A 14,701-nucleotide genomic window follows, 5' to 3' on the forward strand; every position below is an offset into this window, starting at 1 on the left:
ATTGGAAATTACGTTATATTCATAGTTTGCATCTATGGCTGAATGGGGATTCAACCACATGAACCTGACAATCCGTCAACTCACGACATTTCGCGAAGTGTTACGCACTGGGTCCATTTCCGAAGCCGGGCGCACGCTCGGGCGCACACAACCATCGGTCAGCGCGATGATTGCGGGCCTGGAGAATGAGATCGGATTTCGACTGTTCGAACGAGAGCATGGCCGGCTGACGCCGACGCCCGAAGCGCATTATTTTCTGGAAGAGGCCGAGGCCGTCCTGTCGCGGCTTACACAGTCCACGAACGCTTTACAGGAAATATCGAACCTGAAGCGTGGCCGCCTGCGCGTCGCTTGCCACCCAGCCGCATCAGGGTTCTTCATGCCAAGCGTTCTCGGCCAGTTTTTGCAAGACAAGCCCGCTATCAAGGCGTCGCTGATGATGCGCTCGTCCAAAGTAATCGAGGAACTTATCGCCTCGCAGCAATACGATCTCGGTTTTACCGAAACACCTGAGCCACGAAAATCAATTCATCAGCAGGATTTCGACCTGGAATGCCTGTGTGCTATGCCCGCTTCGGACCCGCTGGCTACGAAATCCCTAGTTTCAACAGAAGATCTGGATGGCGCAAACCTGGCAACGCTTTTTTCGGAACATCCGACTTTCCTTCAGACATCTGCGGCCTTCAAGAACACTGGAAAGAGTTTTGAGCGTAGGTTTGAGTTGCGGACATTCTTACCTGGTCTACAGTTTGTCAAAGCGGGCCTGTGCTATTTGATTTGCGATTTGATTACAGCTTTTAGCTGCAACGATCCCCTGCACGGTACCTGTGGTATCGTATTTCGCCGCTTTAGCCCCAGAATCAGCAGCAGCGTTTCAATTCTCACCCCCGCACATCGCCCGACGTCTCTGATAACTCAAAGCTTTAGCCAGAAACTGGCTGAGGACATAGACGCTATGAAAGCAAACGTTTTGCTCTGAACGCGGTTCTACACCAGAGCAATGGCTGGTTCCACAACCGGGCTTTGGTGCAGCTGTAGCGGAAGTCTGCTTTGTTGCGCTTTCTGTGAGTTCGTCGACCCGTGAGCTTTGCCTGTGCGGCGAATGGGCAAAGCGGATCAGATCGTCGACTTCGTTTTCGAACGCGCCACGACTGGCCACCGCGTTCAGCTTGACTTTCAGGCCCGCGTCCTGCGCGGCATCCGGCCCCGGCCAGAACCATGCGAATATCACCAAGCCGGTTCAGGCTGCGGTATCGATCCGGGCTCAGCGTGTCGAGCGAGGCGTTGACCCGTTTTACCCCGCAAGCCCCCAAACCATCTGCATGGCGCGCCAGCAATGTACCGTTGGTGGTGAGCGTCAGTTCATCTAGCGCGCCGGACCGCAGATGCCGCGACACATCCCGGAACAAATCCATCACATCGCGGCGCACCAGAGGCTCGCCTCCGGTAATGCGCAGCTTGCGCACACCACACCGAATGAAAATGTCGCTGAGGCGGGCTAATTCTTCGAGGCTCAGAAGGTCGCGCTTGGGAAGAAATGACATCTTCTCGGCAATGCAATAGGTGCAGCGCAGGTCGCAGCGATCGGTCACGGACAGACGCAGATAGGTGACGGTTCGGCCATAACCATCGACCAGCGGATCGCGCTTTTCTTTTGGATGTGGCAGATGCGCTGATATGCGGAGTTTGGATGGGAGCCAGTTCAGAAGGGTCGGCATTTTTGCCGAAACCACTGCTGTTTGTTTTGTCCAGCATCAGACCCTCCTGCAATTGATGGGGAATTCCTGAGGTGTTGCGCGGCCGGGCTTTGACCCAGCCGCGCTGCTCTTTGGGGTCTTAGTTGGCGTCGGCGGCGTTCATCATCAGGTATTCCATGACGAGTTCGCGTTCGCTGTCATCAAGACCGGCCCGTTCGAACATGGATGGCACGATGCCTTTCCATTGTTGTTGCGTGTAGTGGGTCACTTCCCGAGGGGCGTGGCAGACGGTGCAACGCTGGAAGAACATCTTTTCGCCTGGGGTCATGTCGGCATAAAGAGAAGCGGTCAAAGCTTCGAGCCGTTCCAGACCAAGCTTGTCGTCGTCAATAGCGGCAAGCTCCGTATCCTCGATAATTGCCGGCTTTTCATAGGCCATGTTCGGACCTTCCGGGTCTTCGCATTTGCGCATTTCGATCAGCACCGTGTTGGCAGACGTGGCCTCGCTGAGGCCCGAGGCGCGCTGCGTTGAGGTCAGGAAGTTCACCAGCCCCGAGTTACAACGTCCCTTGCTGTCCAGTGACGGCCAGCACCCTTCGTAGATCGAAACGACGCCTGGCATGATCTCGTCACTAACAACGGCCCCGGCGATAACGGTGCCTCGGTCGTTGTAAAGCTCGACCAGATCGCCATCGGCGATGCCGCGTTTTGCGGCGTCATCGGCGTTGATCCGAACCGGTTCGCGACCCTGTACCTTGTAGATACCCCGCAGCGTTTCCGATTGGTCCATCTGGCTGTGCAGCCGGTACCATGGGTGGGGCGACACGACGTGCAGCTGGCCTTCTTTGGCATTGCCGAGATATTCGTGTTTCTCCATCCACATCGGCATACCAGGGCAGTCCTCGATCTCCATGTTTGCGATGTTTTCGCAGAACATTTCGATTTTGCCCGATGCGGTGTGCAGCGGGTTTGTGTCCGGATCGGAGTAGAAATCGCCGTGGCGCACCCATTTCCGGGCCTCTGCAGGAACCGGCATCCGGGCGTAACCCTTTTCCCAGAACTCTTCGAACGGGGTTTCCTTGGCCGCGCCCGACGCCTCATAGGCCAGTTTGATGTGATACATCTTGTCTTCGCTGTCGGTGAACTGCGCCCACAGACCCAGTTTGTCGGCCAGCCCTTCGAAGATTTCATAGTCCGGCAGGCTTTCGCCAACGGGTTCGATCACCTTCTTCATCGCGTAGACGCGGTCGTTCGAATAGGTGCCGCCCGAGGTGATGTCATCCTGTTCCAGTGTCGATGCCGCAGGCAGGACGATATCAGCCCAGCGGGTTGCAGCGGTCCACCACACATCGACAGAGACGATGGTCTCGACCTTCTCAAGCGCGCGGATCAGCCGGTTGGTATCCTGCTGGTGCGACATGAAGTTGTTGCCGGCGTTGAAGATCATCTTGATGTCGGGATAGGTGTTGGTCTGCCCGTTATAGAAGAAGTCCACGCCCGGACTTTCCAGCGCCTCGGTAATCCGCGAGGCCGGGACGATCTTCTTGACGAAGTTCCGGCCCTGGCTCATGCCGACCGGTGTGGCGTTACCACCCTGAGGCATCCCGCCGTTACCGTAGTGCCACGAGAACCCGACGCCCTCGCCCGGTTTGCCGATCTTGCCAAGCAAGGCCGCAAAGTTGATCAGCGACCAGTAGGCCATTTCGCCATGCTGGGCACGTTGGATGGCCCAGGACCCGGCGATGCTGGTTTTCGACGACGCGATGAGTTCGGCGAGGTCCTTAATCTCCTGCTCGTCAATGCCGGTGATAGCCGAGGCCCAGGCGGGTGTTTTCGGCGTGCCGTCGGTTTCACCTTTCACATAGGCAATCCACTTGTCGCTGCCGACCGTGTACTTGTCCATATAGGCCTGATCTTCCAGACCGTTTTCCAGCACATGATAGGCCATCGACAGGAACAGGGCGGTATCGGTGTTCGGTATGATCCGCTTCCACTCTGCGTTCAAATAGTCGTCGCTGGCGGTTCGCTGCGGATTGATCGAGATGAACTTGACGCCCGCATCCCGGATTTCTTCCCAATGGGCATACATGCCGTGGTCGGCCACGCGGTATTCGATCCGGTTGTTCTTGATCGGGTCACAGCCGACAAGCACGAACAGTTCGGTATTGTCGCGGATGGTTTCCCAGGCGGACTGCGCGGAATAGACTTCCATGTCGCCGATGATATGGGGCAGACAGACCTGACCGGCACCGGCCGACCAGTCGCCCGCGGTGTTCGTGCAGCCGCCCATCAGGTTGATCAGACGTCCCTGCAGAACGTTCGGACGGAACACACCGGCATTCGACCAGCCGCCATAGGACGAACTGAAGATCGCTTCGTTTCCGTGGTTGGTGGCAGTATCCAGCAGCGCCTTGGCGCTCAGGCTCCAGGCGGTGTCCCAATCGACGCGGACATATTCTTCCTTGCCGCGCAGTTCGGGCTTGATGTCGCCACTTTCCCAACCTTCCAGATAGGATTTACGCACCATCGGATAGTTGATCCGGCTCTTGTCATAGGTGCGGTCCATGACGCCGTAGGCCAGCATCTCGGTGGGGCGGGCATCAAGCTCCATGATTTTGTTGATGCCGATCAGTTTGCCATCGCGGACCACGGCCTCGAATGGGCCGAAATGGGTCGCGTGGAACGTGCGGCCCCCAAAGGAGTTGGGATCAAGTGCTGCGAGTGCTGTCGAATTCATCAGGGCGGTTGCGCCGAATGTGGCGATGCCCCCTTGCAAAAAGGCGCGGCGGGTTGGCGTTGAGAAAGACATATCGGGCCTCCTGTGACTGGCTTCTGGGCGCACATTATTCTTTGGGCGAAGCTGTCACTTTGACTGCGCACAACTGCGGTTGTCCGAATATGTAAAGAAATGTAAAAGCAGCCTATGGCGCAGCATATCCTCATCGTCGAAGACGACCGCACGACCCGGTTGCGGCTTGCCGCTTATCTGCAAGAGCAGGGGCATCGCGTCAGCATGGCCGAAGATGCGGACGAGATGGAAAGCATCATCGAATATGATCCGCCGGACCTGTTGCTGGTCGATATCAACATGGATGGAAAGGATGGTCTGACGATCACCCGTGAACAGCGGGCAAAATCACGGGTCGGTATTATCCTGCTGACAGCCCGCGATGATCAGGTCGACAAGATCGTCGGATTGGAAATGGGCGCCGACGACTATGTGACAAAACCCTTCGACAAAAGAGAGCTGGCGGCGCGCGTGAAAAATCTGCTGGCCCGGATTGCGGATATCGGACAGGCGCCCGAAGGCGCTCCGCCGGTCGAACTGTTTGGCGTTTGGTGTTTCGATCGGATTCGGCACCGGTTGGTCTCGGCTGCAAGAACAGAAACGCTTACACCTCAGGAGTTCGCGATCATGACAGCGCTGGCGGATCACCCCGGGCAGACGCTCAGCCGTGCGCGGCTGTCCGAGTTGATCGGCCGCAGCTCAAGCCGTACTAATGACCGGATGATCGATGTGGTGGTTGGACGGCTGCGCAAGAAGCTGGAAAAGGACCCGGCCAATCCCGAATGGATTCTGACGCAACATGGTCAGGGCTATCACTTCGTTGATCCGGCCTCGACCTGAAGTCCAGCCTCGGCAGCCGTCGCTTCAAGGGTCGCCGCCGCCGTCTTGGCGCTGGCACAGACCCTGTCCAACAGGACCTCGCTGGTATCATTGTCTTGTGCCTCCAACTCGGCAAGCAGCATACACAGGGTCTCAAGCCTGAAATTCGCAGCAGCCCCTTTCAACCGGTGGGCGGCTTTGCGTTGCTGATCAGCCTGTGTGGATTTGATCGTTTCTAAAGCCTCGGGCAATGCGCGTAGAAACTCGGATACGATCAGCCCGGTTGTTTCCGGGCCCAGATCTGAAATATCGCTGCGAAGACTGTCCAGAACCGCGGTTTCGGGCAGGTGCGTTTCGGTTGGGCTGACGGGCGAAAGAACTTCCGTCAAAGCTCTCGGCGAAATCGGCTTGGCCAGAATGCGCGCAACACCCAGCCGGGCGCGGTTCTGTTCCGTGTCGTCAATCAGATGCGCCGTCAACGCGACCAGCATCGGCGCGTGTTCCCTGGCGCCGATCCGTGCGGCTACCTCCTCGCCTCGCATGTCCGGCAAATCAAGATCGATCAGGATCAGATCGAAGCGATTGTCGCGGCAGCACTTCAATCCGGCCATTCCGGTTTCGGCCTCCTGCACCCGACAGCCCAGCCGCTCCAGATACCCCCGTGCCACCATACGGTTCACGGCATGATCGTCGATCACCAGAACATTGCGGTTGAGATCAGCCTCGGACAAGTGGGTTTCGTCCTCGGCCACACAATCGGCATCGCCGGGCATCAACGGGACGGTCAGGGTAAACCGGGTGCCGACGCCGGGTTCACTTTCGACGCTCAGCGCCCCACCGAGCGCTTCGGTTAGGTTGCGCGAGATGGCAAGACCCAGGCCCAGCCCCTCAATTCCCGCGCGCTTTACCGCTGCCGTCCGCGTATAGGCATCAAACGCCTGAGCGATCGCCTCGCACGTCATGCCAATTCCGGTGTCGGCCACCGTGAAACTGACAACGGGCTGTCCGGTATGATCCGCCATCGCATGGTCCACAGTAAGCGTGACAGTCCCACGCTTGGTATATTTGACCGCGTTCGAGATTAGGTTGCCCAGAATCTGGCGGATTTTCACAACATCGCCGAACAGCACCGGGGGCGCGGGCTCTGCGAGTTCGACAACGGTCTGCAACCCTGTCTTGGCGGCCAGCGACTGCAACTGGTGACCAAGCTGGCCAACCAGATCGCGCAGGTGAAAATGCACTGGGTTCGTGCGATTGCCGCTGTCTTCACTGCTGGCATAGTTCAGGATGTCATTGGTGATCTCAAGCAATTCGCGGGCCGAGCGGTGTGCAGTTCGCACCCGGTCTTGCCGGGCCTTGTCCGTCACTTCGGCCTCCAGCAGCCCCAACATCCCGATAATCCCGTTCAGCGGGGTGCGGATTTCATGGCTCATCCGGGCCAGAAACTCGGTCTTGCTGCGGTTTGCGGCCTCGGCCTCGGTGCGCGCCGCGTCCGAGGCCTGCATTTCGGCGACGACATCGCCGGTGCGCGCGATCACCGCCTCTTCTAGATGTTCGCGCAGGTCGGCTGCTTCGCTTGCACGGCGGCGCAGGATGTTGAGCGCTTTTTCCATGCGCCCGATCTCATCATGTCCGCTGATCTGCATCGGAGCGCCATATTCACCTTCTGCCACGGCCACGATGCGCCGGGCCAGCTCTCCCAGACGGGCGACCAGTTGCCGTCGGGCGTAAAGCCACAAGATCGAACCGGTGATCACTGCGGCAGCGACCACCACAAGCAATGCGATGTTCATCACGGACGACTGCCGTTCTGCCGCCGCGATCTGGGCGATCCCCTGGGCCTGCACCGCGTCACGAGCCTGTCGGGCTTGCGACGACAGGCTGGCGATCATGGATTGCAGGCGTTGACTGTCGTTAGCAATCGCCATCTGCAATGCGATCCTGTCCCGCTGAATATCGACCAGCCCACCTTGTTCGATGGTCCCGTGTAGCTGGTGCAGCGCAGCCTGTGCCACATCCCGCGCCGTAGGTGTCGGCAGATAGCGGATGCGGCGGTCGGCCAGCGTCAGACGACCCGATAGCTCGGCGCGCAGATCGGCCAGCGCATCCGGTGCGGCAATCACCTGTACCTGCTGCAGCTTCAGCCGGATCGCATCAACCACATTTGCAAGCTCGGTCAACCGTTCGAAGGCAAAGAAATGGCGATCCGCAAGCTCGTCCAGCGCCGGGCGCGGATCGCCGTCAGACTCGGTATAAATCCCTACGATGCCGGCCGTTATCCTTAGTCGCGCCAGATCGGTCTCGTCGCTGACAAGTGAATCCAGTTCGCCCGCCAGCTGGATGATCTCGTTTGTTTGTTCCGCGATGCGGATGGCAAGCTGCAACTCCTCTTGTCCGTTTTCGGCCATTTGCGCGACAACTTCGCTGGCGCGAGATTCCGGCCCCGCGCCTGCCATGGCGGGGGTCATGCCCTGCAAAGCCTGAACCCCACGTTCGATGCTTTCGACGGTCTGGCCAAGCGCAACTGAAATTCGATCAAGGTCATCGCTGGTATCCGCCTGCGTGAATGCGGTTGCAAGCGTGCCAACAACTTCGGCAGAGGCGCCGATCCGGCTGGCCAGCTCAATTGCGGGTAGGTTGGTTTCGATCAGTTCGTTCTGAGTGCGTATAAGATATCGGTTGACGGCAATCGCGACGATACCCACCATAATGGCAAGCGCCCCCATTGCCGAAAGAATCTGGATCAGCCGCGTGTCAAATCTCGTCCGTCGCATTGTCAGACACTACGGGGCCATCTGGGCTGGTTCAATCTTGGCGACCGGACTATGTGTCGCGTTCTGGTCTGCCGCTGCGGCAGGTCCGCGGCCTCTGGTGTGCGTGCTTGTTCCCCATTTCAAAGACGAATACTGGCTAAGCGTCGGCTATGGGCTGGAACAGCAAGCAGAGCGGTTGGGGTTGGACCTTTTGGTCTATGAGGCGGGCGGCTATCGCGCCCGGTCTCGGCAGATCGAGCAGATTGAATCCTGCGTAGACCAGGGTGTCGATGCGATCCTCATCGGCGCAGTAACATCCGATCATGCGGATCTGATAGCCGCGATAGAACAGACAGCGCTGAGGATCCCTGTTTTTGGTCTGGTCAACGAGCTTCATGCAGCTACGCTGAGCGGGCGCATCGGCGTCGACTGGCAGGATATGGGACACGCCGTTGGTCATCATTTGGCCAAGTTGCATCCCGACGGATCACCGCCCAAAACCGCAATCTTCATTTCAGGCCCGTCAGAAGCCGGTTGGACAGGCCCACTGGAGGCCGGGCTGCGCAATGGCCTGAGCGGTAGCGAGGTGACAATCCTTGAGGTCTTTGGTGCCGATACAGGCCTTAGTCAACAATTGGCTCAGGTCGAAGCGGCCTTGGAACGTTATCCCGATGCCGATTATCTGATCGGGAGTGCCCCCGCGATCGAAGCGGCCATTGGCAGTATAATCCACTCCGACAACCCAAACCCGCCCCGGTTGATTGCGACCTATGTCAGCCACACAGTCATTCGGGGCCTCATGAATGGCAAAGTTCTGGCGGTGCCCTTTGACGATCCGACCATGCAGGGGACAATGGCACTCGATCAGGTCGTGGCCGTTCTGGAGTCCGGAGAGCGAAGAGGGCTGATCGGGCCCGACATCATACTTTTGACGCGCTCTGACACGGATTTGGCCGAAATACGTATTTCGCCTGCGGAGTACTTTCCAAGCATTCATTAAGCCTGCAAAAAAGATGACCATCATACATCAGTGAGCTAGTTCGAAAAAATCCAAAGGCATGTTCGACAGGACCTACATGCTTTTGAAGATAAAGGCTTCTGATAAAATCCACTACTATCAAAGCTCGGTTCTGCTGGCGATCGTCTTTCTTGTAGATTTGGGTGACTTTCGTGCGCCTCATTGAATGGGCTCCGTAGGCGTTTGCTTCAAGGCCGATAGATGTGACCCAGTCTCAAACAATCCGCGCGTATTCCTTGGCTCAACTTCGAGCCAATTGCTCAATCTCAGTCGTGCCCGAGATTACAGCCTTAGCAGAGAAGTTGGGTCGAGCGCCTGCGCAATTTTATCGTCAGGCCGTGCAAATGAAGCGGTATGTCAACAAACGACGTTCATCCAGAGCAAGAAGTTGGTTTTGGACCATATCGTTCGCTATATTCCCAAATAGAATCTGTGTCGTAACCGGCATGGCGCTATCAGACTTGGGCTTCGCAATTCTCGCTTTGAGCCAGTCGTAGCTTTCAGCAGTTGAATCTTCTTCGTCCAAAATCCTGAAACCTGCATCTTGCAGAAAACTCGCCATTTCTGCCGGGGTCGAGAGATAACTGATCGAGGCGTCCATAGCCCACGGAGTCGGATAAACGACGTCACCGCCTTCGCCCTGTAGAATGTCATAAATTCCAAATCGTGCTCCCGGCTTCAGGATACGATGCGCCTCTTTGTACATCGAAAGTTTGTCAGGGATGTTCATTGCGACATGGACTGTTACCGCACCATCAAAACTGCTGTCCGAAAACGGAAGCTGTGTCGCATCTCCCCGAATAAACGTGGTTTGTTCACTAAGGTTGACCCAACCTGAAATGGTTTTGGCTGCGTCGCAGAACTCTTGCGTCAGATCTATGCCAGTAACCTTGGCCTTTGTTTCTTCAGCAATTGTTCTGGAGACCCCACCCAGTCCGCTGCCAATATCAAGCACATTCGCGCCCGGTGCCAGCTCCAGCTTCCCCAGCAACTGCAAAGTCGCTTGCCTGCCGCGAAAATGGAACTCATCGATTGGTTCAAAATCAACGGCGCGCAGTTTCTTCGGGTCAGTGCCCGTGGCCATCAGGCTATCAGAAATCTGGTCAATCAAACTGCTGTTGCAGCCATAGTGATCGGAAACCTGTTCTTTCATTCTCAGCTCCTTCCAACAAGTATGCTGGGTGCTCCTGAAAGCATATCGGATCAAAATAGCCGAAGGGTTTGTGGGGCAATCGAGTACTTATGGTAGAGCTTCGAACCAATCGAGCACGGCGTTCCGCCAGCCCTCCGGCACGCCGTGTCCGCCTTTGGTGACTTTCAGCCGGATCGAACCGGTAGCACAGTTCACCCAATCCTTCTGCATATAACCATCGCTTTCAAAGCTGTTATCCGCACTGCCCATACACGCGTTCTCGCGGCGCCAGACATCCACGCCCTTCATGACGTTACCCTGGTGAAAATCAACACCCTCCCATGTCAGCTTTCGGCCTTCGAACGGCACCATTCGGTCTTTGAAGCCATGTACGTGAAACAAGTGAACTGGCGCATCACACTCAGTGGTCATGGGTTCCCAGAACGCCCCGGCCGCAGCGACAAAGCCTCTTGCCAACTCTGGCGCTTGGCACGCAAGGTCCCAAACCATCGAACCGCCGCAGGAGAAGCCTGCGATTAGAATTCGCGACGGGTCAAGGCCGAGGCGTTCCACCGCGTCGGTACGCACCGCGCTGATAAAGGCGACATCATCGCGCGCCAGGTCGTAACCGGCGGCCACGCCCCAATCGAGGTCTTTGTCATTTATACTGGGCTGACCGCTGGGCATAATCACGGCATAGCCGCGCCGGATGAAGGGATCGACATAGGCTGAATTCTGGATCATCGCCTTGCTGGACCGTCCATAACCGTGCAACCAAATAACAGCAGGCGGCTCATCTGGAGCCTCTGGCAAGGCCACGTAGTATTCACCGCCCTCCAATTTACAAGGTGAATCTGGCGCGCCACACTCTCCATCAGACGCAAGAGCAGGGCCTGGCCTTGCAGCAATAAGAGCAATGGCAATGCAGAGCGTCAGAATGCGATTACGCGTTTCGGGTTGCATCAAACGTTTACCTCTGTCGTTAAATATCACAAAATCATAACACAGGGTTACTCACCTCCGAAGGCACTGGCCCAAATGTCTGTGAACACCTCTACCGCAAAATTCGGTGGCAACGAGCGACCACGCCGTGAGTGAACAGGCAGTAATAAGGTTGTCTACAAGACGTCCAAAGAACCCCACCGACAAACCCGAGCCTTGTCCTGAAGCCACTCATTGAAGCCTGTAACAAAATCAAACTCCTAGCATTGCGAGTTAGCAATTTTGGACAGCTAATTCGCCGAGGTCAGTGCAAAAGGAACCGAACGTGACGCCGATGCTGCTGGTACCTAATAGAGCACTATGCGGAGTGTGACGCAGCGGCCAAATCGCTGCCAAAGTACACACGCAACAGTCAACGGATCGAGTGTCGAGCACCTAGTCAAACCCTGCCTGTCGCAAGCGCTCAAGCAGGTTTTCGAGATGGCTCTGATCCTTATAGGGTTGCGAAGCCGCAAAACTCGATAGATTGAATTCCGGCTTAAGTTCCCGGAGCTTCGCAGCCATGCGCCGTGCCTCTTCACTCTTGCCGATTTCTAGATAAGAGGCGACCAGAATAACGCAAACGTGGACGTTGCTCTGGTCCCCGCTAAGCGCTGACATCGCGGCATCAATCGCATCGTGGTATCGACCGGAACTGTACAGTGCACTGGCAAGTGTTGCCGGGTACATCGGAGGATGCACCGGGGTCAGACGCATCGCAAATTCCGCGTGCTCAAGCGCCTCATTGAACTCGCCAAGGTAGTTTAGGACACTCGCCTTGAGAGCATAAGCGGCAGGGCAACTCGGCCTAGCGGAAATGGCATTTTCCGCCTCGCAGTAAGCTTTATCGAATTCCCTGCGGATCAAATGCAGGTGCGCGAGAACCAAGCGAGGGTAACCGGTCACGTCGTCGAGTTCGATAGCCTCTCGAGAGCGTTGCTCGGCCAAAGCCTGCACCTCCGCGAGACGTTCACCGCTTGCTGAAAGAGCTTCGACCCAGTAGGCTAGCGCGGCTGTTGCGTATCCGACAGAAGCCGTGGGCTCCAGCCGGATAGTCTGCTCGAGCAGGTCCTGCGCGTTGTGAAGCTCAAGGTTCGACTGCGCGCTCCAGAACTCATATTCGCCGTGCGCATAAGTATCTCGCGCCACAGGATTGGTCAGAGATCCGCGAACCAACCGTGCGGCCTCGCTGCTGAGCAGCTTCACATCCAGTGAAGTTACCACCTGTTCGATAATATCGTCCTGAAGGGAAAAAAGATCTTCCGATCCTGAGAAATCCCAGTCAAATTTCTCCGCCCAGAGATACTGACCGGTCGACAAATCCACTAGCTGGATACTGACCCGGGCTCTGTCGCCAAGTTTCCGTAGGTCACCTTTGAGAAGGTATTTCACGCTGAACTGGCCGGCGATCTCTTGCTCTGTCATGGCCTTGGATCGTGCCAACTGCGGTGACTCGTCCTGGACGAGGATGAGACCGGGCAAGCGGGTCAGAGCCACAAGGATCCCGTTCGACAATGCGTCGGCAAACCGTCCTTGTTCCGATTCATTGGAAAGGTTCTCGAACGGCTTTAATGCCAGAGACGGAATGGCCTGGTGATACGTCGGCGTTGGTTCGGCTGGATTGGGACGTGAGGCGCCAGGCAGTTCGGTACATACGACATGGCGGTAAGCCCGCACCGGTTTCTCGATGTTCTTGACCATCTGTTCGCCGGCAAACTCGAAGCGGGCCGCCAGTTCGCGTCCGATGGCATCATGCACGGTTCCCGAAATGCAGATCCCGCCCGGCTCCGCAAGGCCCTCCAGCCTGGCCGCCACATTGACGCCCTCGCCGTAGATGTCGTCTCCGTCGGGAATTACATCGCCGAGATTGATGCCAATCCGGAGTTCCAAATTCCGGCCAGAAGGGGCCGCGGCATTCTTGTCAGCCATGCGCCTCTGCATCTCAACTGCACACTGAACCGCATCCACAACACTAGCGAACTCGGCCAGCGTCCCATCACCCATGAGCTTTACGATTCGACCGTCATATGCCCCTAACAAAGGATCAATTACTGAGTTTCGGTAGTCCTTCAATGTTGCCAGAGCTTCAACCTCATCAGCTTCCATCAAACGGCTGTAACCGACAATGTCGGCTGTCAGGATCGCCGCGAGGCGGCGCTGCATGCGCTCAATAGCCATGCTGAACTTTAGCAAAATTCGTCGCGTTTTGCATACCAAATCGCCTAAGGGTAACTCCTATCAGCACTTCCGCTGGCGTGACATGAAGTTGCTCAACCAGTTATTTCAGAAATGAAGCAAGGTAACCGTTTAGTTGCGCATCTACAAAACTGAAAATTCCAATTGTGGATGTCCGGTTTGGGCTGCGATCAGAACTTGATGTTCAAACCAGGCATCGCCTAGCCGGTCTCTCTCGCTAATGAAGCATGTTTTTCGTCAACATCAGAGGTTCTGCACTATCAAAATTTTTAGCTGCATGTTGAGTTGAGCCAAGTTGATTTCACATGCCGTCATACAGCTCACGCGTGATTGTCTGGCTGCAACGACTGTACGGGTTTACATGCCTCAATGATATATTGCCGAACCGCGGCGACCTGCGGAGCGGCCAAGCGTTCAGGGCGACAAAGCAAAGTCAGGGAAACCGGTTCGGTAGACCAGTCAGGAAGCAGGCGCACGAGGCTCCCAGCGTGTTCATCCTGTTGCGCCAGCAATGTAGGCAGCATGGCAACTGCATGCCCTCTCAAAACTACCGAATAGGCAAGCTCCATCGTGTTGACCTGTAACCCAACGGGCGGCGTGACAACTTCTTGTCGGCCGTCGTCGTTCTTGAACACCCATTTGCAGGGTTCCTGAGTTCGTAAGACACATGGAAGCGGCAATAAGTCAGCAGGCCGGGTAACGTCTTGCACCTGTTCCAATAGGGCCGGGCTGGTGTAAGGGGCCCGCCGAGTTGGCGGTAAGGTCGCCGAGATGAACCGCCCTTTGGCGGCGGAACCAGTCCTGAACGCCAAGTCGATGTCCTCTGCCGCAAAATCCGACCTGTAGTCGTCTGCATGAAGCTCAAGTTCGACATCCGGATAGCGAGACTGAAGTCCAGCCAGGAGGGGAACAAACAGTGTGCCAAGCAAGCTATTGGGACCCGAGACCGAAACTCGACCAGCAATCTTCCCGCTCCTTGCGAAGCCAAGCTCTGCCTCGGCCTCAAGCGCCGCGTCAACCGGACCGGTGCAGATCTCGAATATCCTGCGTCCGGCCGTGGTCGGGGACACCGCCCGACCTGACCGGTCCAGCAATACAAGCCCCAATTCAGCTTCGAACAACGCAAGCTTCTGGCTGATCGCCGATTTCGTGGTGTTCAACTCTACTGCTGCGGCACTCATTGAACCGGCGCGCACAGTGGCCACCAGGGCCTTGGCGCAGGAATAGAATCTATCGTTCATAAATACGAACGATAGTTAACAAAAGGATCATTTACCAGAACGAAGGAGATCCCTAAATTCTATCTCAGCAAACAGG

At 56.7% G+C, this 14,701-nt stretch carries 10 protein-coding genes and 1 pseudogene; 3 read left to right on the forward strand and 8 right to left on the reverse strand.

What is annotated here, in order from left to right; genetic code table 11:
- The first annotated feature begins 58 nt into the window (after nucleotides 1–58).
- On the forward strand, nucleotides 59–979 hold the full coding sequence (locus ACR0KW_RS21780; protein WP_480806884.1) for a LysR substrate-binding domain-containing protein: 921 nt from the start codon (nucleotides 59–61) through the stop codon (nucleotides 977–979).
- Here the strand turns inward: ACR0KW_RS21780 and ACR0KW_RS21785 are convergent.
- Together ACR0KW_RS21785 and ACR0KW_RS21790 are read right to left on the reverse strand one after the other, a co-directional pair.
- A complete protein-coding gene (locus tag ACR0KW_RS21785) occupies nucleotides 954–1,718 on the reverse strand; it encodes a radical SAM protein (protein ID WP_480806885.1) in 765 nt (254 codons plus the stop codon). The genes ACR0KW_RS21780 and ACR0KW_RS21785 overlap by 26 nt on opposite strands.
- A gap of 118 nt (nucleotides 1,719–1,836) precedes the next feature.
- The gene (locus ACR0KW_RS21790) at nucleotides 1,837–4,506 is read right to left on the reverse strand and encodes a molybdopterin-dependent oxidoreductase (protein WP_480806886.1); all 2,670 of its coding nucleotides are present in this window, start codon (nucleotides 4,504–4,506) and stop codon (nucleotides 1,837–1,839) included.
- A gap of 114 nt (nucleotides 4,507–4,620) precedes the next feature.
- Here ACR0KW_RS21790 and ACR0KW_RS21795 point away from each other — a divergent pair, with 114 nt between their 5' ends.
- Nucleotides 4,621–5,325 (forward strand): response regulator, encoded by a 705-nt coding sequence (locus tag ACR0KW_RS21795; protein WP_480806887.1) that lies wholly within the window; start codon nucleotides 4,621–4,623, stop codon nucleotides 5,323–5,325.
- Here ACR0KW_RS21795 and ACR0KW_RS21800 read toward each other — a convergent pair.
- Nucleotides 5,298–8,078, reverse strand: a complete 2,781-nt coding sequence (locus ACR0KW_RS21800; RefSeq protein WP_480806888.1) for an ATP-binding protein — start codon at nucleotides 8,076–8,078, stop codon at nucleotides 5,298–5,300. The genes ACR0KW_RS21795 and ACR0KW_RS21800 overlap by 28 nt on opposite strands.
- Between ACR0KW_RS21800 and torT the strand changes: the two genes are divergently transcribed.
- Complete coding sequence (torT, locus tag ACR0KW_RS21805; RefSeq protein WP_480806889.1) at nucleotides 8,056–9,057, forward strand: TMAO reductase system periplasmic protein TorT; 1,002 nt, start codon at nucleotides 8,056–8,058, stop codon at nucleotides 9,055–9,057. The two genes, ACR0KW_RS21800 and torT, sit on opposite strands and share 23 nt — an antisense overlap.
- Before the next feature lie 145 nt (nucleotides 9,058–9,202).
- On the opposite strand, the pseudogene ACR0KW_RS21810 reads toward torT, so the two are convergent.
- The 5 genes and pseudogenes from ACR0KW_RS21810 to ACR0KW_RS21830 form a co-directional block, all read right to left on the reverse strand.
- Nucleotides 9,203–9,313, reverse strand: a pseudogene (locus ACR0KW_RS21810) (integrase); the annotation flags it as partial.
- A gap of 93 nt (nucleotides 9,314–9,406) precedes the next feature.
- The gene (locus tag ACR0KW_RS21815; protein WP_480806890.1) at nucleotides 9,407–10,228 is read right to left on the reverse strand and encodes a class I SAM-dependent methyltransferase; all 822 of its coding nucleotides are present in this window, start codon (nucleotides 10,226–10,228) and stop codon (nucleotides 9,407–9,409) included.
- Between the two features lie 87 nt (nucleotides 10,229–10,315).
- Nucleotides 10,316–11,170: a CE1 family esterase gene (locus ACR0KW_RS21820; protein ID WP_480806891.1), complete on the reverse strand. Its 855-nt coding sequence runs from the start codon at nucleotides 11,168–11,170 to the stop codon at nucleotides 10,316–10,318.
- Nucleotides 11,171–11,584: 414 nt separating this feature from the next.
- Entirely contained in the window at nucleotides 11,585–13,366 is a 1,782-nt protein-coding gene (locus ACR0KW_RS21825; protein WP_480806892.1) for an adenylate/guanylate cyclase domain-containing protein, read from the reverse strand.
- A gap of 338 nt (nucleotides 13,367–13,704) precedes the next feature.
- Nucleotides 13,705–14,625 carry a LysR family transcriptional regulator gene (locus ACR0KW_RS21830; protein WP_480806893.1) on the reverse strand — a complete coding sequence of 307 codons (921 nt, stop codon included), beginning with the start codon at nucleotides 14,623–14,625 and terminating at the stop codon, nucleotides 13,705–13,707.
- Between the last annotated feature and the right edge of the window lie 76 nt (nucleotides 14,626–14,701).

Source organism: Ruegeria sp. CG11, from assembly GCF_056537245.1.

Coding starts and splice junctions, on each gene's coding strand:
- ACR0KW_RS21780 (WP_480806884.1), top strand. CDS start 59: ATGAACCTGACAATCCGTCAACTCACGACATTTCGCGAAGTGTTACGC.
- ACR0KW_RS21785 (WP_480806885.1), bottom strand. CDS start 1,718: ATGCCGACCCTTCTGAACTGGCTCCCATCCAAACTCCGCATATCAGCG.
- ACR0KW_RS21790 (WP_480806886.1), bottom strand. CDS start 4,506: ATGTCTTTCTCAACGCCAACCCGCCGCGCCTTTTTGCAAGGGGGCATC.
- ACR0KW_RS21795 (WP_480806887.1), top strand. CDS start 4,621: ATGGCGCAGCATATCCTCATCGTCGAAGACGACCGCACGACCCGGTTG.
- ACR0KW_RS21800 (WP_480806888.1), bottom strand. CDS start 8,078: ATGCGACGGACGAGATTTGACACGCGGCTGATCCAGATTCTTTCGGCA.
- ACR0KW_RS21815 (WP_480806890.1), bottom strand. CDS start 10,228: ATGAAAGAACAGGTTTCCGATCACTATGGCTGCAACAGCAGTTTGATT.
- ACR0KW_RS21820 (WP_480806891.1), bottom strand. CDS start 11,170: ATGCAACCCGAAACGCGTAATCGCATTCTGACGCTCTGCATTGCCATT.
- ACR0KW_RS21825 (WP_480806892.1), bottom strand. CDS start 13,366: ATGGCTATTGAGCGCATGCAGCGCCGCCTCGCGGCGATCCTGACAGCC.
- ACR0KW_RS21830 (WP_480806893.1), bottom strand. CDS start 14,625: ATGAACGATAGATTCTATTCCTGCGCCAAGGCCCTGGTGGCCACTGTG.